20 protein-coding genes are annotated in these 20,694 nt (G+C 71.9%); 12 read left to right on the plus strand and 8 right to left on the minus strand.

What is annotated here, in order from left to right; genetic code table 11:
- Positions 1-111: 111 nt before the first annotated feature.
- Positions 112-1,395: an acyltransferase family protein gene (locus F1C12_RS19710; protein WP_185276513.1), complete on the plus strand. Its 1,284-nt coding sequence runs from the start codon at positions 112-114 to the stop codon at positions 1,393-1,395.
- Between the two features lie 5 nt (positions 1,396-1,400).
- On the opposite strand, the gene F1C12_RS19715 is transcribed toward F1C12_RS19710, so the two are convergent.
- Both F1C12_RS19715 and F1C12_RS19720 read right to left on the minus strand, forming a co-directional pair.
- Positions 1,401-3,185 (minus strand): bifunctional sugar phosphate isomerase/epimerase/4-hydroxyphenylpyruvate dioxygenase family protein, encoded by a 1,785-nt coding sequence (locus F1C12_RS19715; RefSeq protein WP_185276514.1) that lies wholly within the window; start codon positions 3,183-3,185, stop codon positions 1,401-1,403.
- Positions 3,185-4,078, minus strand: coding sequence for a shikimate dehydrogenase (locus tag F1C12_RS19720; RefSeq protein WP_185276515.1), 894 nt, complete (start codon positions 4,076-4,078; stop codon positions 3,185-3,187). The genes F1C12_RS19715 and F1C12_RS19720 overlap by 1 nt, the downstream gene beginning before the upstream one ends.
- A gap of 104 nt (positions 4,079-4,182) precedes the next feature.
- On the opposite strand from F1C12_RS19720, the gene F1C12_RS19725 reads away from it, so the two are divergent.
- The 7 genes from F1C12_RS19725 to glmM all read left to right on the plus strand — a co-directional run bounded on the left by F1C12_RS19725 (position 4,183) and on the right by glmM (position 10,720).
- Positions 4,183-4,824, plus strand: coding sequence for a TetR/AcrR family transcriptional regulator (locus F1C12_RS19725; protein WP_185276516.1), 642 nt, complete (start codon positions 4,183-4,185; stop codon positions 4,822-4,824).
- A gap of 58 nt (positions 4,825-4,882) precedes the next feature.
- Positions 4,883-6,184, plus strand: a complete 1,302-nt coding sequence (locus F1C12_RS19730) for an MFS transporter (RefSeq protein WP_185276517.1) — start codon at positions 4,883-4,885, stop codon at positions 6,182-6,184.
- A 28-nt stretch (positions 6,185-6,212) separates the two neighbouring features.
- Positions 6,213-7,253: a GNAT family N-acetyltransferase gene (locus tag F1C12_RS19735; RefSeq protein ID WP_258046027.1), complete on the plus strand. Its 1,041-nt coding sequence runs from the start codon at positions 6,213-6,215 to the stop codon at positions 7,251-7,253.
- 23 nt (positions 7,254-7,276) lie between these two features.
- On the plus strand, positions 7,277-8,143 hold the full coding sequence (gene truA, locus F1C12_RS19740) for a tRNA pseudouridine(38-40) synthase TruA (RefSeq protein ID WP_185276518.1): 867 nt from the start codon (positions 7,277-7,279) through the stop codon (positions 8,141-8,143).
- Positions 8,144-8,338: 195 nt separating this feature from the next.
- On the plus strand, positions 8,339-8,785 hold the full coding sequence (gene rplM, locus F1C12_RS19745) for a 50S ribosomal protein L13 (protein ID WP_185276519.1): 447 nt from the start codon (positions 8,339-8,341) through the stop codon (positions 8,783-8,785).
- Between the two features lie 48 nt (positions 8,786-8,833).
- Positions 8,834-9,331 carry a 30S ribosomal protein S9 gene (gene rpsI, locus F1C12_RS19750; protein ID WP_185276520.1) on the plus strand — a complete coding sequence of 166 codons (498 nt, stop codon included), beginning with the start codon at positions 8,834-8,836 and terminating at the stop codon, positions 9,329-9,331.
- A 27-nt stretch (positions 9,332-9,358) separates the two neighbouring features.
- The gene (gene glmM, locus F1C12_RS19755; RefSeq protein ID WP_185276521.1) at positions 9,359-10,720 is read left to right on the plus strand and encodes a phosphoglucosamine mutase; all 1,362 of its coding nucleotides are present in this window, start codon (positions 9,359-9,361) and stop codon (positions 10,718-10,720) included.
- Between the two features lie 36 nt (positions 10,721-10,756).
- Here glmM and F1C12_RS19760 read toward each other — a convergent pair whose 3' ends face one another.
- From F1C12_RS19760 to coaA, 3 genes are all read right to left on the minus strand, one after another.
- Positions 10,757-11,080 carry a helix-turn-helix domain-containing protein gene (locus F1C12_RS19760; protein ID WP_185276522.1) on the minus strand — a complete coding sequence of 108 codons (324 nt, stop codon included), beginning with the start codon at positions 11,078-11,080 and terminating at the stop codon, positions 10,757-10,759.
- Positions 11,081-11,159: 79 nt separating this feature from the next.
- On the minus strand, positions 11,160-11,468 hold the full coding sequence (locus F1C12_RS19765; RefSeq protein WP_185276523.1) for a helix-turn-helix domain-containing protein: 309 nt from the start codon (positions 11,466-11,468) through the stop codon (positions 11,160-11,162).
- Positions 11,469-11,565: 97 nt separating this feature from the next.
- On the minus strand, positions 11,566-12,534 hold the full coding sequence (coaA, locus tag F1C12_RS19770; protein ID WP_185276524.1) for a type I pantothenate kinase: 969 nt from the start codon (positions 12,532-12,534) through the stop codon (positions 11,566-11,568).
- Positions 12,535-12,575: 41 nt separating this feature from the next.
- Between coaA and glmS the strand changes: the two genes are divergently transcribed.
- From glmS to tsaE, 4 genes are read left to right on the plus strand one after another with little or no spacing between them, the layout of a single operon-like run.
- On the plus strand, positions 12,576-14,426 hold the full coding sequence (glmS, locus tag F1C12_RS19775; protein ID WP_185276525.1) for a glutamine--fructose-6-phosphate transaminase (isomerizing): 1,851 nt from the start codon (positions 12,576-12,578) through the stop codon (positions 14,424-14,426).
- Positions 14,427-14,434: 8 nt separating this feature from the next.
- Positions 14,435-14,791 (plus strand): holo-ACP synthase, encoded by a 357-nt coding sequence (locus tag F1C12_RS19780; protein ID WP_185276526.1) that lies wholly within the window; start codon positions 14,435-14,437, stop codon positions 14,789-14,791.
- Entirely contained in the window at positions 14,788-15,909 is a 1,122-nt protein-coding gene (gene alr / locus F1C12_RS19785; protein ID WP_185276527.1) for an alanine racemase, read from the plus strand. The genes F1C12_RS19780 and alr overlap by 4 nt, the downstream gene beginning before the upstream one ends.
- A 44-nt stretch (positions 15,910-15,953) precedes the next feature.
- Positions 15,954-16,421 (plus strand): tRNA (adenosine(37)-N6)-threonylcarbamoyltransferase complex ATPase subunit type 1 TsaE, encoded by a 468-nt coding sequence (tsaE, locus tag F1C12_RS19790; RefSeq protein WP_185279078.1) that lies wholly within the window; start codon positions 15,954-15,956, stop codon positions 16,419-16,421.
- 85 nt (positions 16,422-16,506) lie between these two features.
- Here the strand turns inward: tsaE and F1C12_RS19795 are convergent, their stop codons facing one another.
- From F1C12_RS19795 to F1C12_RS19805, 3 genes are all read right to left on the minus strand, one after another.
- Positions 16,507-18,000, minus strand: a complete 1,494-nt coding sequence (locus F1C12_RS19795; RefSeq protein WP_258046028.1) for a carboxylesterase/lipase family protein — start codon at positions 17,998-18,000, stop codon at positions 16,507-16,509.
- Between the two features lie 14 nt (positions 18,001-18,014).
- Entirely contained in the window at positions 18,015-19,322 is a 1,308-nt protein-coding gene (locus F1C12_RS19800) for an MFS transporter (RefSeq protein WP_185276528.1), read from the minus strand.
- An 80-nt stretch (positions 19,323-19,402) separates the two neighbouring features.
- Positions 19,403-20,656, minus strand: a complete 1,254-nt coding sequence (locus F1C12_RS19805) for an ROK family transcriptional regulator (protein WP_185276529.1) — start codon at positions 20,654-20,656, stop codon at positions 19,403-19,405.
- Positions 20,657-20,694 lie beyond the last annotated feature (38 nt).

The raw sequence follows: 20,694 nt of genomic DNA on the forward strand, positions 1-20,694 counted from the left end.
AAGAGCCCCGCATCCGAACGGATGCGGGGCTCTTCGCATGTCGCGCGGCGACATCCCCTCAACACCGGTAGCATCTGAGATTCCACACGTGCGAATCGAAGGGGGCGATCCGTGACGCTGCGCGTTCCGGCTGGACGGGATCTGTCGGTGGACTTCGCGCGGGCGATGTGCCTGCCGGTCGTGGTGCTCCTGCACGCGCTGCAGCTGGGCATCGGCGGGGACCCGCTCGGCGCCTTCAACGCCCTCGCCGGATTCCGGCCGCTCGCCTGGGCGACGTGGCCGCTGATGATCATGCCGGTGTTCTTCTTCTGCGGAGGCTTCGCGGCGCTCGGCCAGTGGCGGCGGATGCGCCGCGACGGCGCCACGTCCTCCGCGTATCTGCGTTCCCGCACGCGGCGGCTGGCGCAGCCGGTCGTGCTGGTCATGCCCGCCGTGGGCGCGGTGCTGGCGATCATGGCGCTGTCCGGCGCGGACGGGACCTTCCTCGAGCAGCTCGCGCACCGGCTGGCCGAGCCGCTCTGGTTCATCGCGGTCTACATCGGGGTGAGCGCGTGCGTTCCGGCGATGGCCGCACTCCACGAGCGCGCTCCGCTGCGCACCCTCACCGCCCTGGCGGCGGGAGCCGCGATGGTCGACCTCCTGAGCCGTGCGGGCGGCCTGCCCGTCGCGGCGTTGAACTGGGGCTTCGTCTGGTTGTTCGCCCAGCAGCTCGGCTTCCTGCTGCGGGACGGCTGGTTCGAGCGCGCGAGCCGGTGGTTGCTCGTCGGTCTCGCGGCCGCCTCCTACGCGGCCATGGGCCTGCTGGTGGCGTTCGCCGGCTACTCGTACGACATGCTCACCAACCTGAACCCGCCGACGCTGTGCATCCTGCTGCTCTCGCTCGGCCAGGTGTCGCTGTTCGCGCTCCTGCAGCCGGCGATCCGGCGGGCCATGGCCGTGCGTCCCGTCCTCGCGGTCGTGTTCGTGTTCGGCCTGTTCGGGATGGTGATCTACCTCTGGCACACGGTGGCGATGGCCGCGGTGGTCGGCATCCAGCTGGCGCTCGGACTGCCCTTCCCTCCGGTGCTGTCGCCGTCGTGGTGGGCCACCCGGCCGGTGTGGATCCTCGCGATCGCCGCGTTCGTGGCGCTCGCCTGCCTGGTCGTGCCGCGGCTGGAGAAGCGCTGGCCCCGCGCCGCCCGACGCCCGCTGCCGCTCGTGCTCGCGGCGTTCTGGTCGGCGGTGGCGATGGTGGGGGTCGGCGTCGTCCTCCTCGGCGGCTATCTCCCGGCGGCGAACGGGCTCGTCGGCTGGGTGCTGGTGACGGTCGCGGTGCTGGCGTTGCTGATCGGCGGCATTCGTGCTCCACGCCGCGCGCCGGCGGGCGAGTCGGATGCCGAGCGCGTGGAGGCGTAGCCCCGTCAGCGCGACGCGTGCTGCGCGGTAAGCCGGACGGGAGTGTTGGCCGCGCCGAAACCGTCGTACCGGCCGCGCCGCTCGACCAGCTCGAAGAACACGGCGCCGACCGTCTCCGTGTAGCAGTGCAGGTACTCGCCCGACGCGTCGCGGTCGTAGAGCAGGCCCGCGTCGCGCAGCCGCTCCAGCTCGCCCGGCGGCAGCTCGAAGCGGGCGGCGAGGTCGTCGTAGTAGTTCGCCGAGACGGGAACGGTGCGCAGCCCGCGGGCTCGCGCACGGCCGACCAGCCCGTGGAGGTCGTCGCAGGCGATCGCGACGTGTTGCGCGTGCGGCTGGGATGCCGTCGCCGGGCGCTCGGCGAACGGCGGGACGACGTTCAGCGCGAGGCGCACCGCGCCGTCGTCCGAGCGCAGGACCTGGCTGCGGACGAGACCGGCCGGGCCGGCTAGCTCGGCCGACGACTCACGGCCGAGGCCGAGCGCCGTGCCGTAGAACAGCACGGCCTCCTCGATGTCCGCGGCGGGCTCGGTGAGGTTGACGTGGTCGACTCCGAGGATCGCCGGGTCGGGGGTCCCGCGACCGCCGGAGAACTCCGCCGGCCATGCGGAGCCGCTCTCCGGTCCGCTGATCAGGATCTCCGTGCCGTCGGGCGCGAGCACGGCCGGGAGGTCCGCCTCGCCGGCGAGAACCCGGCGGTGCGCGCGTTGCGCCCCGAACCGTTCCGCCCGCGCGGCGGCCTCTTCCGGCCGGTCGGAGCGGATGCCGAAGCCGGCGACATGCGGACTCGTGCCCGCGGCGTTGTGCTCGTTGAGGACGATCCGAGCCTCGCCCGCGGCGTAGAGCCACGCCGGCTTCGTGACGTGGCGACCGCGCGGCGCGAAGCCGATCCGCTCCAGCACGGCGGCGACCGCGTCGGTGTCCTGGGCCTTGACCTCCACCTGGTCGAGCCCGCGCGGCTCGCGGGCGGAACGCTCCCTTTCGCTTCCGAGAGCGTCCTCCAGCACGGTCAGCGACCGGAGGGCGTGCCGCGCGGTCCGGGCCGGGTCGGTCTGCCGGAACACGTCGTTGAACACCTCCAGCGACAGCGGACCCGTGTAACCGGCACGCAGGGTGTGGCCGACGAAGACGGGGAGGTCGAAGCCGCCCTCGCCCGGGAACAGCCGGTGGTGGCGGCTCCACGAGAGCACGTCCATCGACAGGATCGGGGCGTCCGCGAGCTGGACGAAGAAGATCTTCCCGCCCGGGAGCCGCTCGATGTCCGCGGGGTCGTGGCCGCGGGAGAGGATGTGGAAGCTGTCGAGGCACACCCCGAGCGCGGGATGGTCCGCCCGCTCCACGATGCGCCAGGCCCGCCGGTAGTCGTCGATGTAGCGGCCCCAGGCGAGGGCTTCGAACGCCAGGCGTTTGCCGTAGGTCTCGGCGCGGTCGGCGAGGCGCGCCAGCTGACCGGCCGAGACGGCGTCGTCGTCGACGGTGGCCGTGGCGACATTGCTGCACAGCAGGATGGTGTCGACGCCCAGCCGGTCCATGAGCCGGAACTTCGCGTCGGCCCGACGCAGCACCTGCGCGAACTCGGCCTCGGTCACGCCCTCCGCGTCGCGGAACGGCTGGTAGAGCGCGATCTCCAGCCCGAGCCGGTCGCACAGCGCTCGCACCTCCTCCGGCGACTGCGGCGCGGCGATCAGGTCGGGCTCGAAGAGCTCGACGGCGTCGAACCCGGCGTCGGCGATGGCGTGGAGCTTGTCCAGGAGCGTCCCGGAGAGGCACACGGTCGCGATGGAGGTGCGCATCAGCGGCCCTCCTGGATCATCGCGGCGAAGTGCGCGCGCATCCGCTCCCGGTCGGGCTCTGCCCCGGTGATGAGGCGGAAGGCGTCCGCCGCCTGCCCGACGGCCATGCCGCCGCCATCGAGCGTGCGGCAGCCGGCCGCCCTGGCCGCGCGCAGGAGCTCGGTGTCGACCGGGCGGTAGACGACGTCCGCCACCCAGAGGTCCGGCCGTAGCAGTCCGGCGTCGAGCGGGATGCCTGGGTGGGTGTGCATGCCGACGAAACTGGCGTTGACCAGGCCGGTGACGGGGCGCGTCGTGTCGCCCAGAAGGTCCGCGAGGACGTCCGGCGAGACACCGGAGGCCGTGGCCGCCGGGAATCGGGGCACGAGCGAGGCGGCCAGTGCGCCCGCCCGCTCGGCGTCGAGGTCCGCCACCGTGAGCCGGGAGGCGCCGGCCTCCAGCAGCGCGGCCGAGACGGCGGCCCCGGCCCCGCCGGCGCCGATGACGACGACGTGGCCGAGGTCCGCGTCGGGCAGGCCGTCGCGGAGCGCGGAGGCGAAACCGGTGACGTCGGTGTTGTGGCCGACGCGCCGGCCGTCCGCGAGCAGGACGGTGTTGACGGAGCCGATCGCCGCCGCCGAGGCGGTCACCTCGTCCAGGTGGGCGAGGACGCGTTGCTTGCACGGATGGGTGATGTTGAGGGCGTTAAACCCCAGCAGGGCGGCGCCGTCCAACACCCGGGCGATCGTCGCGTCCACCTCGCCCCCGCCGTCCACCGCGAGCAGATCGATGGGCCGGTAGAGATAGCGCAGCCCCTGCTCGTCGGCCTCCCGCTCGTGCAGTGGCGGCGTCAGGGAGGGCAGCACGCCCTCGCCCAGGAGCCCGACCAGGTACGACTCTCCGACTACGCTCATGCGTCCTCCTCGACCACCGCGTGCGCCCACCGCGCGGAACCGCGCTTGACAAAGCGCCGCGGGGTTTCTTAACGTACCAGATAGTTCATTAGCGAGGAGGCGGGATGGCCAGGCTGGATCACGAGCGGATCCGCGATGCGGATCGCACGCGTGCCGAGATCCTGGCCGTGGCGACCCAGGAGTTCGCCGACCGTGGCTACTCCGGCGCCCGCGTGGACGAGATCGCGCGCCGGATGAGCACGACCAAGCGCATGATCTACTACTACTTCGGCGGCAAGGAGCAGCTCTACGTGAGCGTGCTGGAGGCCGCCTACGCCGAGATGCGCGGGTACGAGCAGGAGCTCGACGTCTCCGATCTCGAGCCGGTGGAGGCCATCCGTGCTATCGCCGAGCGGACCTTCGACCACCACACCAGCCGTCAGGACTTCGTCCGGCTCGTGGCGATCGAGAACATCCACCGCGCCGCGTTCCTGCGCGAGGTGGGGGAGCCGGAGAGCCTCGCGCTCCCGGCGCTCGAGCTGATCGACGAGGTGCTGCGGCGCGGGAGGGCGGCGGGCGTGTTCCGCGACGACCTCGACGCCACCGACGTGCACTTGGCGATCAGCTCCTTCTGCGTCTTCCCGGTGGCCAACCGCCACACGTTCGGGTACCTCTTCGGCCGCGATCTGCTGAACCAGGCGCGCGCCCCGCATTACCGGCGGATGCTCGGCGACATGATCGTCGCGCTCCTGACCGCAGACCGTTGATCCCTGCCGGGACGCTCCCGGCGGATCGAATAGCCCCAAAAAGAAACGAGTGTCGACGATGACCACCGTCGCCCCTGCCCCTACGCGCACCCGCACACCGGTGCGCGCGGCCTTCGCCGGATTCCTCGGCTCGGCCGTCGAGTATTACGACTTCTTCATCTTCGGGTCGGCCGCAGCGCTGATCTTCCCGCACATCTTCTTCCCGGACGCCGACACCACCGCGCGCGTGATGTCGTTCGCGACGTTCGGGTTCGCCTACGTGGCGCGCCCGGTCGGCGCGGTGATCCTGGGGCACTTCGGCGACAAGATCGGCCGGAGGAAGGTGCTGGTCTTCACGCTCGCGCTGATGGGCTTCTCCACCTTCGCGATCGGCTGCCTGCCCACCTTCGACACGGTCGGCTGGCTCGCCCCGGTGCTGCTGGTGTTCTGCCGGCTGCTGCAGGGCCTGTCCGCCGCCGGCGAGCAGGCCGGCGCCAGCTCCATGACGCTCGAGCACGCGCCGGAGGGCCGCCGTGCCTTCTTCACCTCGTGGACGCTGACCGGCACGCAGGGCGGCCAGGTCCTCGCGGCCATCGCCTTCATCCCGATCATGTCGCTGCCGGAGGATGTGCTGTACTCCGTCGGCTGGCGCATCCCGTTCTGGCTGTCGGCCGTGGTGGTCGTCGTCGCGTTCGTCGTGCGCAAGTCGCTGCCGGAGTCGCCCGAGTTCGTCAGCGCCGCGGAGGGCGGTGAGATCGAGAAGCTCCCCCTGGTCGGCCTGCTGCGCACGAACTGGCGTGATGTGCTGCGCGTCGTCGTCCTCGCCATGATCGCCGCGGTCTCCACCGTGTTCGGCAACCTGGCCATCGCCTACGGGACGGACGCCGGGCTCGACGCGTCGGTGACGCTCTGGCTGGTGGTGGTCGCCAACATCGTGGCGCTCGTCACGCAGCCGCTGTTCGGGATGCTCGCCGACCGGATCGGCCGCAAGCCGGTCTTCATCTACGGCGCGCTCGTCAGCGCCGTGCTGATGCCGTTCTACCTGCAGTCGATGTCCGGCTCGGAGGTCTGGGTCACGTTCCTGCTCGCGGTGGCGGTGTTCTCCTTCGGCTACGCCGCGGCCAACGCGGTCTGGCCGTCGTTCTACAACGAGATGTTCCCGCGCGAGGTGCGCTTCTCCGGCGTCGCGATCGGGACGCAGCTCGGCTTCCTCATGGCCGGCTTCGCGCCGAGCATCGTCACGGCGATGGGCGGCACCGGGCCGGACGGCTGGGTCGTCATCTCGGTCTTCACCGCGGTGATCGCGGTGGTGGTGACGCTGGCGGCGCTCACGGCGCGGGAGACCGCGAAGACGCCGACGGCGGAGCTGGGCCGCCGCTAGGCGAGCCGGCCGCCGCTAGGCTGGCGGGATGCCGGGGCCGGAGATCGTCGAAGCGCACCTTCCACCGCTGAACGAGCGCGTGGAGGCGCCGCCGACCTACCGGCCGCGGCATCCGCTGGTCGCCGAGTGGCGCCCGATCGCGGCGGCCGACGTCGACGCGGTGCTCGCCGTGCTGCGCGCGAGCGACGCGAGCGACCACCCGAACTACCTCACTACGCGCGAGGAGCTGGAGGACGAGCTCGCCTTCAGCTTCCTCGACCTCGACCGGGACACCCTCCTCGCGGTCGGACACGACGGCGCGGTGCTCGCGGTCGGCTCGGTGCTGGAGCCGCCGCGCCAGGTCACGCTCGTGCGCGAGTTCATGAACGGCGCCGTGCATCCCGATCACCGCGGGAAGGGCATCGGCCGCGAGCTGATCGCCTGGCAGCGGGCGCGCGGGGAGCAGAAGCTCGCCGCCCTCGACTCCGTGCTGCCCGGCTGGCTGGTGGGGTACGCCGACCGGCGCGCTCCCGACCGCGAGCGGCTGCTGACGGCCGCCGGCTTCACGGCGGTCCGCTGGTTCCACACCATGGAGCGCGACCTCGCCGAGCCGATCCCGGAGGTGACCCCGACGGAGGACGTGCGGATCGTGCCGTTCGCGGCCGAGCTGGCCGACGCCGTGCACGCCGCCCGCGACGAGGCCTTCCTCGACCACTGGGGGAGCCAGCCGCTGAGCGACGAGCAGTGGGCCTCGCTGATCGGCGGGACGTTCGCCCCCGAGGTGTCGTTCGTGGCGCTGGCGGGGGACGACGTCGCCGGTGTCGTCCTCTCGGATGTGAACGAGGACGACTGGGCGGGGCAGGGCTTCTCCGGCCCCTACATCTCCACGGTCGCCGTCACCCGCGCGCACCGCGGCCGCCGGATCGCGCCGGCGCTGCTCGGCGCGGTGCTCGCCGAGAGCCGTCGCCGCGGCTGGCAGAAGGCGGTCCTCGACGTCGACGCGGCGAGCCCGACCGGCGCGGACAGTCTCTACACGGGGATGGGGTTCGTCACGACGTTCGGCGAGACCGCGCTGGTCCGGGAGTACTGAGTCCCTTTCCCTAGAATCGAGGGATGACCGACCAGGCGACGCGATTCCGGCTCGACATCGCCTACCAGGGCACCGACTTCAACGGCTGGGGCCGCCAGCCCGCGCTCCGCACGGTGCAGGGCGAGCTGGAGGCCGCGCTCGCCACGATCTTCCGGCGCGCCGGCGACGCGCCGCTGCTGACCGTCGCCGGCCGTACCGACGCGGGCGTGCACGCGCGCGGACAGGTCGCCCACGTCGACCTCTCGGCGGAGCAGGTCGCCGTGCTGCGCAAGCCGCACGGGAAGCGGCCTCCGCTGACGGCGCACGAGGCGCTGGCCCGCCGGCTGAACGGCATCCTCGGACCGGTTGCCGACGTCGTGGTGCTGCGCGCGGCGGAGGCGCCGACCGGGTTCGACGCCCGGTTCTCCGCGGTCTGGCGGCGCTACGAGTACCGCGTCGCCGACCGGCTCGCACTGCGCGACCCGCTGCAGCGGCACCGCACCGCCTGGGTCTCGGCGGACCTCGACGCCGACGCGATGGACCTCGCGTCGCACGGGCTGCTCGGCCTCCACGACTTCGCCAGCTACTGCAAGGCGCGCGAGGGGGCGACGACGATCCGCACCCTGCTCGACTTCTCCTGGCGCCGCGACGACGACGGCGTACTGGTGGGGGAGGTCGTGGCGGACGCGTTCTGCCACAGCATGGTCCGCGCGCTGGTCGGCGCCTGCGTGGAGGTCGGCGAGGGATCGCTGACGCCGGGCGACCTGGTCGAGCTCCGCGACGAGCGCGTGCGCACCAGCGCCTTCAAGGTGATGCCGGCCCGCGGGCTGACCCTGATGGAGGTGGGCTACCCGGACGACGCGGAGCTCGCGCTGCGGGCCGAGCAGACCCGCGGGATGCGCTCGCTCTGACGTGCCGTACCGCCTCGGTTTGACCCCCTCCGGGCGTGTCGCGTACTATTGATGTTTGGTGTCGGCGCCACACTGCGGCGCGACCCACGAACGTGAGCCCTCCACCGGCTTCGGTTCCCGTCTCGTCGAGACGGCAACCCCCATCGGAGTGGGATTCACGAACTCCTCCGTTCGATACAGAAAGCAGCCACTACTGTGACGCGCACTTACACCCCGAAGGCAGACGAGATCCAGCGCGACTGGGTCGTCATCGACGCGACCGATGTCGTGCTCGGCCGTCTCGCCAGCCACACCGCCGCCATCCTGCGCGGCAAGAACAAGGCGACCTTCGCCCCCCACATGGACATGGGCGACTTCGTCATCATCGTGAACGCCGACAAGGTGGCCCTCACCGGCCAGAAGGCGGCGCAGAAGAAGGCGTACCGCCACTCCGGCTACCCGGGCGGCCTCAAGGCCACCACCTACTCGGAGCTCCTCGAGAAGAACCCGGTCCGCGCCGTCGAGAAGGCCGTCCGCGGCATGCTGCCGAAGACCTCGCTCGGCCGCGCCCAGCTCCGCAAGCTGAAGGTCTACACCGGAAGCGAGCACCCGCACGCCGCCCAGCAGCCGAAGCAGTACACGCTCGGCCAGGTCGCCCAGTAAGCGATCCAGACCTTCACGACTGACTAAAGACAAAGGATTATCACCACCGTGGCGAAGATCGCAGACAGCATCGACTCGGCCCAGGCCGACAACGTCGAGTCCTACTCGACCGAGACCCCCGAGAGCGCGGCTCCTGCCGCCCCGCGTCCCGTCCTCTCCGTGCCCGGCGCGGCCGTGGGCCGTCGCAAGGAGGCCATCGCGCGTGCGCGCCTGGTCCCGGGCTCCGGCACCATCACGGTCAACGGCCGTGAGTTCGCGGACTACTTCCCGAACAAGCTGCACCAGCAGCTCATCACCGACCCGTTCAAGATCCTCGACCTCATCGGCTCGTACGACGTCGTCGCCCGCATCACCGGCGGCGGCCCGTCGGGTCAGGCCGGCGCGCTGCGCCTCGCCATCGCCCGTGCGCTGAACGAGATCGACCGCGAGAACAACCGTCCGACCCTCAAGAAGGCCGGCTTCCTGACCCGCGACGCGCGCGTCACCGAGCGCAAGAAGGCCGGTCTCAAGAAGGCCCGCAAGGCTTCGCAGTTCTCCAAGCGTTGACGCACCCCAGCGTCTAGGCTTCGGTTCATGCCCCGCCTTTTCGGAACCGACGGAGTCCGCGGACTCGCGAACGGTACGCTCACCGCCGACCTGGCGCTCGGCCTCGCGCAGGCAGCTGCTGCTGTCCTGACGCGAGGCCGCAGCGCCGAGGCGCGGCGCGCCGCGGGCAAGCGCCCGCTGGCGATCGTCGCCAGGGACCCCCGGGTCTCCGGCGAGTTCCTCTCGGCCGCCGTCGCGGCCGGGCTGGCCAGCTCAGGCATCGACGTCTACGACGCCGGTGTCATCCCGACGCCGGCCACGGCCTTCCTCATCGCCGACTTCGACGCCGACTTCGGCGTGATGGTCTCGGCGTCCCACAACCCGGCTCCCGACAACGGGATCAAGATCTTCGCGCGCGGCGGCACCAAGCTGCCCGACGTCGTCGAGGACCGCATCGAGCAGCACCTCGACATGGAGAAGCTGACTCCGACCGGCGCCGAGGTCGGCCGCATCCGCCGCTTCGCGGACGCGGAGGACCGCTATGTCGTGCACCTGCTCGCGAGCCTCCCGCACCGCCTCGACGGCATCCACGTCGTGCTCGACTGCGCCCACGGCGCGGCCGCGGGCATCTCGCCCGAGGTGTTCACCGACGCGGGCGCCCGGGTGACCGTCATCGGCGACTCGCCCGACGGCATGAACATCAACGACGGCGTCGGCTCCACCCACCTCGACAACCTGGCGAAGGCCGTCCTCGCGGCCGGCGCGGACGTCGGCATCGCCCACGACGGCGACGCCGACCGCTGCCTCGCGATCGACGCCGACGGCAACGTGGTCGACGGCGACCAGATCATGGCGATCCTCGCGGTCGGCATGAAGGAGCGCGGCAAGCTCACCGACGACACGCTCGTCGCCACCGTGATGAGCAACCTCGGCCTCAAGATCGCCATGCGCGAGCATGGCATCCGGATCGTGGAGACCGCCGTCGGCGACCGCTACGTGCTCGAGGAGATGAACCAGAACGACTACGCCCTCGGCGGCGAGCAATCGGGCCACGTCATCATGCGCGAGTTCGCGACCACCGGCGACGGCATCCTCACCGGCCTGCACCTCCTCAGCGAGATGGCGCGCCAGCGCAAGCCGCTGTCCGAGCTGGCCAAGGTGATGACCGTGTATCCGCAGGTGATGGTCAACGTGAAAGGCGTGGACCACCACGCCGTGCACACCGACGAGCCGCTGCAGCTCGCCGTCCAGACCGCCGAGGCGGCGCTGGGCGACACCGGCCGGGTGCTCCTGCGCCCGTCCGGCACCGAGCCGCTGGTGCGCGTCATGGTGGAGGCCGCGGACCAGCACACGGCGGAGCGCCTCGCCAACGAGCTGGCGGACGTCGTGCGGGAGCGGCTGGGCGTCTGAAGGTCCGGCCGCGGCCGCCGGCGCGTAGGCAGCCGGTCAGTCCGCGGCGGCCTCGCGGTCGAGCCGGGCGTTCCGCTCGCGCACGAAATCGGACACCGAGAAGGGCCGCGTGCGCTCCGGCAGGAGCGCCGTGTCGGCCAGCCCCTCGAGCAGTGCGCCCGGTTCGGTCTCGAGCGTGACGGCGAGCTGCAGCAGTGTCAGCAGGGTCGGGTTCCCGGTGCCGCGTTCGACCTTGCCGTAGTTGGCGACGTCGACCTGGCTGAGGTTGGCCACCTCGTACTGCGAGAGGCCGAGCTCGACGCGCCGGCTCCTGAGCCGGTCGCCCAGGATGCGGGCTGCCTCGAAGCGCGGGGACGACATGCGTCTACTCTGCGGTCCCGCGTGGTCTTTTCCCAGAGTGCGAAGACTATGTGTACGCATTCATGGCGCATATATACGCCTAGTGCGTTTCCTGGGCGCGCTTCGCCGCGATGAAGTCGGCCACCGAGAAGGCGTGCTCCCGATCGGGGAGCATGCCGTCGCCGTACAGCCCGGTCACGAGCACGGCGGGATCGAGGTCGAGTGCGGTCGCGAGCCGCACGATGGTGTGGAGCTCCGAGTTGGCCTCGCCGCGCTCCACGCGCCCGTAGTTGGTGACGTGCATGTCCGCGAGCTGGGCGATCTCCTCCTGGCTGACGCCGAGCGCCATCCGGGCCGAGCGCACCCGCTGACCGAAGAGCTGGGCGGCGTGCGAGCGTGGTGTAGCCATGCCTCATGCCTACGGGATGCCGGAGGGGCGGGCCAGAGTCTTCGAGCACGCGCCCTGTGTGCTCGCATCCTCTGGACTCGAAGCGTGCGGACCCCGGTCAGAGCTTGCGCAGCAGCACGGAGCTGACCGTGTGGTCGGCCTCCTTGCGCAGCACGAGCTTCGCCCGGGAGCGCGTCGGCCGGATGTTCTGGATCAGGTTGGGCTCGTTGATCGCCGTCCAGATCGACGCCGCGCGCGCCCGCGCCTGCTCCTCGGTGAGCTGCGAGTAGCGGTGGAAGTACGACTTGGGGTTGGCGAAGGCGCCGCGCTGGAGCTTCAGGAAGCGCTCCTCGTACCAGTGCGCGATGTCCCGGGTCCTGGCGTCGACGTACACGCTGAAGTCGAAGAGGTCGCTCACCGCGAGCCGGTTGCCGCCGCCCGCGGGCTGGAGGACGTTGAGCCCCTCCACGATGAGCACGTCCGGACGGCGCACCACGATCTCCGCGTCCGGCACGATGTCGTAGCTGAGGTGCGAGTAGAACGGAGCGCGGACCTCCGGAGCCCCGCTCTTCACCTCGGTGACGAACCGCAGCAGCGCGCGCCGGTCGTACGACTCCGGGAAGCCTTTCCGCTCCATCAGGCCGCGCCGCTCCAGCTCGGCGTTCGGGAGCAGGAACCCGTCGGTCGTGACGAGCTCGACGCGCGGGGTGTCGTCCCAGCGGGAGAGCAGCTCGCGCATGAGGCGCGCGATGCTGGACTTGCCCACGGCCACCGACCCGGCGACGCCGATCACGAACGGCGTCTTCTGCGCGCGCTCCCCGAGGAAGTCGCTCGTGACGCGGTGCAGCTGTTTGGTGCCGCCGACGTACAGGTTGAGCAGCCGGCTGAGCGGCAGGTAGACCTCCTCGACCTCCCGCAGGTCCAGCGGGTCGCCGAGGCCGCGCAACTGCACGATCTCGGTCTCCTTGAGCGGCAGCCGGGTGTTCTGCGCCAGCTCGGCCCAGTCGGAACGGCTCAGCTCCACGAAAGGGGTGCTGGACTCGCCGTTCGCCGTGGATCCGCCGCGAGCGGCGCCGTTCTCAGCCATAGGCGACAAGTCTAAGGTGCGCCCAGGTTAGACTCGGGTGCATGTGTGGAATCGTGGGGTACGTCGGTACCGACAAGAGCCTGGAGGTGCTGCTCGGCGGCCTGAAGCGCCTCGAGTATCGCGGCTATGACTCGGCCGGCGTCGCCGTCATCGACCCCGAGGGCCGCCTCGGGACGGCCAAGAAGGCCGGCAAGCTCTCGGTGCTCGCCGACGACCTGCAGGCCAACCCCATCCCGAACGGCGGCACCGGCATCGGCCACACCCGCTGGGCGACGCACGGCGGCCCGACCGACCGCAACGCGCACCCGCACCTGGGCGACGAGGGCCGCCTCGCCGTCATCCACAACGGCATCATCGAGAACTTCGCCAGCCTCAAGGACGAGCTGCTGGCCGACGGCTTCGCGTTCGAGTCCGAAACGGACACCGAGGTCGCGGCCGTGCTGCTCGGCCGCGAGTACCGCGCCACCGGCGACCTGAGCGAGGCGTTCCAGCGCGTCGTCTCCCGCCTCGAGGGCGCGTTCACGCTCCTCGCGCTGCACCAGGACCAGCCGCACGTCGTCGTCGGCGCGCGCCGCAACTCCCCGCTCGTGATCGGTCTCGGCGAGGGCGAGAACTTCCTCGGCTCCGACGTCGCAGCGTTCGTCGAGCACACCCGCCGGGCGCTCGCGATCGGCCAGGACCAGATCGTCACGATCACCCCCGAATCCGTCACCGTGACCGACTTCGCCGGCGCCGCGGTCGAGGTGGAGCCGTTCGAGGTCGCCTGGGACGCCTCCGCCGCCGAGAAGGGCGGCTGGTCGTCGTTCATGGCCAAGGAGATCGCCGAGGAGCCGGACGCCGTCGCGAACACGCTGCGCGGCCGCATCGTCGACGAGGCCGTGCACATCCCGGAGCTCGACGCGATCGGCGACGCCTTCCTCGAGGGCATCGACCGCATCACCATCGTCGCCTGCGGCACCGCCGCGTACGCGGGTCTGGTCGGCAGCTACGCGATCGAGAAGTGGGCGCGCGTCCCCGTCACGGTCGAGCTCAGCCACGAGTTCCGCTACCGCGAGCCGGTCCTCACCGACGGCACGCTGGTCATCTCGATCAGCCAGTCCGGCGAGACCATGGACACGCTGATGGCGGTCAAGTACGCCCGCGAGGCCGGTGCGAAGGCCATCTCGGTCTGCAACACCCAGGGCGCGACCATCCCGCGCGAGTCCGACGCGGCGCTCTACACGCACGCCGGCCCGGAGGTCGCGGTCGCCTCGACCAAGGCGTTCGTGGCGCAGATCACCGCGCTCTACCTCTTCGGCCTCCACCTCGGCCGGGTGCGCGGCACCCTGTCCGCCGCGCAGCAGCGCGACGCCGTCGCCGAGCTCCAGGCCGTGCCGGAGAAGATCGCCACCGTGCTCGAGTCGCACGCGACGATCGCCCAGCTCGCGCACTGGATGTCGGACACCCGCTCCGTGCTCTTCCTCGGCCGCCACGTCGGCTACCCGATCGCCCTGGAGGGCGCGCTCAAGCTCAAGGAGCTCGCGTACATCCACGCCGAGGGCTTCGCCGCCGGCGAGCTCAAGCACGGCCCGATCGCGCTCATCGAGCCGGGCCAGCCCGTGTTCGTCGTCGTGCCGAGCCCCCGCTGGTCGGACGAGCTGCACAAGAAGGTCGTCTCCAACATCCAGGAGATCCGCGCCCGCGGCGCCCGCGTGATCGCGATCGCCGAGGCCGGGGACGCCGCCGTGCTGCCGTTCGCCGACGAGGTCATCCGCATCCCGCTCGCCGCGCCGCTGTTCGAGCCGCTGCTGTCGGTGGTGCCGCTGCAGATCTTCGCCATGGAGCTGTCGGCCGCCAAGGGCCTGGACGTGGACCAGCCGCGCAACCTGGCCAAGTCCGTCACCGTGGAGTAGGAGCGGCCGTGATCGCCGGCATCGGGATCGACGTCGTCGATCTGGCGCGCTTCGCCCGATCGCTGGAACGCAGCCCGAAGCTGCGGGAGCGTCTCTTCACCGAGGCGGAGCGCGGCCTGCCGGTGCACTCCCTCGCCGCGCGGTTCGCCGCCAAGGAGGCGCTCATCAAGGCGCTGGGCGGTTCGCACGGCGTGCGCTGGCACGACATGGAGATCGTGCCCGACGAAGAGAGGAACCCGGGTTTCGTGCTGCACAACGTGGTCGGACGCCAGGTCGCCGAGCGGGGCATCGCGCGCATCCACGTGACGATGTCGCACGACGCCGGGATCGCGTCCGCGTTCGTCGTGCTGGAGCGCGACGCGTGAGCGGCGGATTCCGGGAGGCCGTCGTCGACCTGGACGCGGTGACCGCGAACGTCGCGCGCCTGCGCGAGATCGTCGCCACAGAGCACGTCATGGCCGTGGTCAAGGCGAACGCCTACGGGCACGGAGCGGTCGAATGCGCCCGCGCTGCGCTCGCGGGCGGCGCGGACTGGCTCGGCGTCGCGGACATCTCCGAGGGGCTGGCGCTGCGCTCGGCGGGCGTCGACGCCCCGGTGCTCGCGTGGCTGCACGACCCCGACGAGGACTTCGCCGCTGCCGTCGCCGCCGGTATCGACGTCGGGATATCGTCGCGCGCGCAGCTGGAGGCCGCGGCCGCCGCGGGCACGGTCTCCCGCCCGGCGTTCGTGCAGCTCAAGCTCGAGACCGGGTTGAGCCGCAACGGCGTCCCCGCGTCCGAATGGGAGTCCGTCGTGGCCCGCGCGCGCGAGCTCGAAGAGTCGGGGACGCTCGTCGTGCGGGGCCTGTTCAGCCACCTGTCGAACGCGTCGCCCGCGGACGACCGCGCCGCCATCGCGTTGTTCTCGTGGGGAGTCGAGCGCGCGGAGGCCGCCGGACTCCGTCCGTCGCTGCTTCACATCGCCGCCAGCGCCGCGGCCCTCAGCCTCCCGGAGTCGCGCTTCAACCTGGTGCGGTTCGGGCTGGCCGTCTACGGCCTCAGCCCGTTCGGCGCCGCGTCGGCGGCGGAGCTGGGACTGCGCCCGGCGATGACGCTGCGCGGCCGCGTCGCGGCGGTCCGGCGAGTTGCCGCGGGCACCGGTGTCTCGTACGACTACACGTATCGCACAGAGGCCGAGACCACGCTCGCGCTCGTCCCGCTCGGGTACGCCGAGGGCATCCCGCGCCACGCGTCGGGCCGGGGCCCGGTGTCCATCGCCGGGCAGCGCTACCGGGTCTCCGGCCGCGTCGCGATGGACCAGTTCGTGGTGGATGTCGGTGACGCCGAGGTGGCGGTCGGCGACGAGGTCGTGCTGTTCGGCGACCCCGCCGAGGGCGTCCCCGGCGCGGACGACTGGGCCGAGGCGGCCGACACCATCAACTACGAGATCGTCACCCGGCTGGGCGGCCGGCTGCGCCGCAGCTACCGCGGGGGTCCGGCGTGACCAGCCGCGTCCTGTTCGAGCGCACGGTCGACACCGGCGAGGCCATGCACGAGCTGGGACTCGAACTGGCCGGGATGCTCGGCGCCGGCGACCTCCTGGTGCTGACCGGCCCGCTCGGCGCCGGCAAGACGACGCTGACCCGGGGGATCGGCGAGGGCCTCGGCGTCCGCGGCCCGGTCACGAGCCCGACCTTCGTGCTGGCCCGCACGCACCCGAGCCTCGCGGACGGCGCACCGCTGGTGCACGTCGACGCCTACCGCCTCGGCAGCGCCGTGGAGCTGGACGACCTCGACATCGACTTCACCGGCTCGGTCGTCGTGGTCGAGTGGGGCGGCGGGATGCTCGACGGCGTCGCGGAGTCGTGGCTGGAGGTCGACATCGTGCGGCCGACCGGCGCCGCCGATGCGGCGGGCGACGACCTCTCCGAGGTCGACCTCGGCGACGTGGACCTCGACGCCGACGAGCCTCGCACGGTCACCGTGACCGGCTTCGGCCCCCGCTGGCAGTCCTGAGCACCGCCGAGGGGCACGTAAACGCCCCTAAAACCGGGTTTTAGGGGCGTTTACGTGCCCCTCGATGGTGCTGGGGCGCTGGACGTCAGCGTGCGCTCTGAAGCACGCCGACGTCGGCCAGGCCGTCCCCCACGGCCGTGGTCGGGACATCGAACACCTGCACGTCGCGCTCGGGCAGCGTGTACGCCGGCCAGCCGGGGTCGCCCGTCGCGATGAACCGCACCGCGGCGCCGTGCACCTCGTCCGCCAGGGAGGCCGGCGGCTGCTCGCCCGCGATGTAGCCCACCCGCTCGCTGTCCAGGCAGTCGAAGAAGAACGGGACGTCCAGGCAGTGGACGGCCGCGCCGAAGGTGGGCGACGTCCAGGCGAAGCGGTAGATCCACGCGGGGACCCCCGCCGCCGCGCGGGACTCCGCGATCTCACGGGCGGGCGCGCGGAACATCGCGTCCGTGACGAACTGCCCGAGCGTCCCGGCGGCGTCGAGCCCGGCGTGCGCGGCGACGTAGGCGCCCGCGGCGTCCTCCGGCACGCCGATCGTCGCCAGCAGCCCCGCCGGGTCGGCGCCGGCCAGGGCGTCGCGGAGCTCGGTGACGGCCATGTTGAACTCGTTGTCCGTCGCGCCGAGCACGAGGGACTTGTCGGCGCCGACGCCGTCCGCGATCGCGTCCCCGATGGCGGCGGGCACGAGGTCGCCGTCCACCACCGGGGCCCAGCGCAGTGCCGAGCCGGAGGCCAGCGCGCGAAGCGGTGCGAGCGGGTCGGCGGGCGCGTCCGGTGAGGTGACGGCGTCGTCCTCGGCCTGCAGGGCCAGGATGCGCTCCTCGGTCAGCGTGGACAGGCCTGCGCGGGTGGGCGCGACCCCGGCCGTGGCGGCGAGGGCGCGGCCGTACCGCTCCGCGTCCTCCAGGGTCACACTCGCCGTGGTGCCCGAGATCGAGTACACGCGCTGGAACAGGCTCGCGGCGCGCGGAACGGTCAGCAGCGTGAGCACCGCCCCGCCGCCCGCCGACTGCCCGGCGATCGTGACCGACGCCGGGTCGCCGCCGAAAGCCGCGATGTTGTCGCGGACCCACTCCAGCGCCAGGATCCAGTCGAGGATGCCGCGGTTGGTGGGCGCGTCCTCGATCCAGCCGAAACCGTCGAAGCCGAGACGGTAGGAGACGCTGACCGTCACGACGCCGTCGCGGTTGAACGCGAGCCCGTCGTACCAGGGGCTGGCGGGGGAGCCCGCGACGTAGCCGCCGCCGTGGATGTAGACCAGCACGGGCAGCGCGGCGGCGGTGTCGCCGGGCCGGGGCGTGAAGACGTCCACATTGAGCGTCGACTCGCCGGGGTACGACGGCTCGGGGATGAGCGTGATCTCGGCGAGTGCCGTGCGCTGCGGGGTCGCGCCGTGCTCTCCGGCGTCCAGGACGCCCTCCCACGAGCGGTGCGGGACGGGGGCGGCGAAGCGGAGGTCGCCGACCGGCGGCTCTGCGAACGGGATGCCGAGGAAGGCGGCGGAGCCGTCCCGCCATCGCCCGCGCACGCGGCCGGCGGAGATGGTGACTTCGGGGTGGTCGAGGGTGCTGTCTGTCACGGGGATTCTCCTTCTCAGCGGACGGACTTGATGGGGATGAGGACGAGGGCGGCCAGCGCGACGCACACCATCGCGAAGACGAACAGCGCCGGGTAGCCGCCGAGCGCGCCGATCAGCAGCGCCGCGATCGCGGGGCTGAGCGCCTGCGGGATGTTCGTCGCCACGTTCAGGATGCCGAGGTCCTTGGCGGCCGCGACGCCGCCGCCGGGCAGCACCTCGGTCATCAGGGCGGTGTCGCACGCCATGTAGAGGCCGAAGCCGAAGCCGTTGATCGCCGACATGAGCAGCATCCCTGTGATGGTCGGCATCAGCAGCGGCATCGCGAGGCCGACGATCATCAGCACGGAGGCGAGGTAGATGAAGACCTTGCGACGGCCGAGCTTGTCGCTCAGCCAGCCGGCCAGGGCGACCGAGACGACGGTGGTGACGAGCGACGCGATGCTGATCACGCCGATCTGCGCGTTCGCCTGCTTCAGCGACATCCCGATGTAGTCGGTGAGGATGAAGAGCTGGTAGCTGAAGGCCACGAAGTAGCCGAGGATGAACAGGAACCGCGCCGCGAACGCCCAGGCGAAGTCGGGGTGCTTGCGCGGGTTGATCCAGAACCCGGCGAAGAACGCCCTCCAGCGGAACGGCGGCAGTTCGATGCTCTTGCTCGAGTAGTCGCGATTGAAGAGCACGAAGCCGAGCGTCACGAGGAGCACGACGATCCCGAACGCGGAGTAAGCGACCCCGACGTTCGAGGCGAGCATGCCGGCGGCGATGACGCCGATGGTGCTGCCGGCCATGGTGCCGATCCCGACCATCGCGGAGGCCATGCCCCGGCGGCTGCGCGGGAACCGGTCGGGGGTTATCGCGCTGAGCGGTCCCTGCATCGCGTTGAGGGCGACCTGGATGACGACCCAGAACACCGTGATCCAGAGGATGGACTGCAGCGAGCCCAGGCCGATCAGGAAAGCGGCGGCGACGGCGGTGCCGATCACCATCCACGGCGCGCGGCGGCCCATCCGGGAGCGCGTGCGGTCACTGAACGCGCCCACGATCGGCTGCGCGAACAGCGTGAACACGAAGGAGGTCGTGGTCACGATCGCGAGGTTGCCGACCTTGTGCGCCGGGTCGATGTTCGTGACCTGGTTGGGCAGCAGCACGCTGATCAGGCCGGAGTAGGTCGCGAAGAGCACCAGGGAGGTGATCGCGAGCGAGGGGAGCAGCCCGCGGCGCGCGAGCGGGCTGACGGTGCCCGCGGTGTCCGCCGCGTCGGTCTCGGTCGCAGCGGCGGTGGCCGGTGAGAGGGGTGCTGGATCGGGGGAGCTCGATGACATCGTCGTCACGGTCGGTCCTTTCGGGGATGTGATTACCCGCGTAAGCATGACGCATGACCGCGATTAATTCAAGTATCGAATCAAATCGTCGGGAAAGGCGCACCGATCGTGACCAGCGCGAGGGGATCGTAGAGGAGGGCGTCGCGGGCGACGCGGGCCGCGCCGAGCAGGGCGGCATCCTCGCCCAGGCGCCCCGGCACGACGGCGATCGGCGTCGCGGTCGCGGCGATCGCCGGGCCGTCCAGCGCGAACGCGCCGGCGATGGACTCCGCCAGGTCTGCCCAGTAGCCGTCCAGCACGACGACTTCGGGGTCGACGGTCATCGTCACGATGCGCAGGGCGTGCGCGATCCACGGCAGTGCGGCCTCCCACGCGGCGCTCGCGCGGGCCTCCCCGGCCTGGATGCGGGCGACCAGCTCGCGCAGCGCGTCCGTCAGCCCGCGTTCGGCGACCTCCGCGGCCAGGCCGGCCTCGGCCAGGACGACATCCGGGCCGGCGACGGTGACCAGGCAGCCGCGCTGGCCGCACAGGCAGCGCGCGCCCTGCGGATCGACCGCGATGTGGCCGAAGGCGCCCGCGAAGCCGTGCGCGCCGGCGACGAGCGCGCCGTCCGCGACGATCGCGCCGCCGATGCCCGAGTTGCTCTTGGCGTAGACCAGATCGCGGACTCCCGCGCCCGCCGCCTCCAGCTCCGCGAGCTCGGCCAGCGCGGCGACCGTGCCGTCGCTCGCGAGCGTGGCGGGCGGCAGCTCCCCGACCCGCTGCCGGAGCCCGGCGAGGACGTCCACGACGCCCCACTCGAAGTCGGTGTCGGCGACGACCACGGGAGGGGTGCCGCCGATCGGCGCGAACACCACGACGGTCAGGTCGACCACGCGCCTGCCGAGTCCGGCCGCGGCGTCGAGGGTGCGGGCCAGCACGCGGGCGAGCACGTCGAGCACGCGCGCCGGGTCGCCCATCGGCCGGCCGTGGTGCTCCGACGTCCGGAACAGCGCGCGGCCGTCGACTGCCGTGAGCACCGCCGTCGCCTGGTCGGCGTCGAGCTGCAGGACGAGCAGGGCGACGTCGTCGGCGGCCAGGCGCAGCAGCGTGAGCGGCCGGCCGCGGGAGGCCGTCCCGCGCGGCGCGGCCTCCGGCTCCTCCGTCTCGCGCACGATCCCGGCCTCCACCAGTGCGGCGACGAGTGCGGTCACCGAGCCGCGGGCGAGTCCGGTGCCGTCCGCCAGCTGGCTGCGCGACTGCGGTCCGCGCTGCGCGAGGCGGTGCGCCACGAGCGCCAGGTTGTGGCGGCGCACATCGGCCGAGACGAGGGAGCCGGACGGGGAGGACGCCATGCCGACAGCTTCGCACACGGGAGGCCGGCGAGTCCGCG

Origin of the sequence: Leifsonia shinshuensis (assembly GCF_014217625.1) — a bacterium.
GTDB classification, from domain to species: domain Bacteria; phylum Actinomycetota; class Actinomycetes; order Actinomycetales; family Microbacteriaceae; genus Leifsonia; species Leifsonia shinshuensis_A.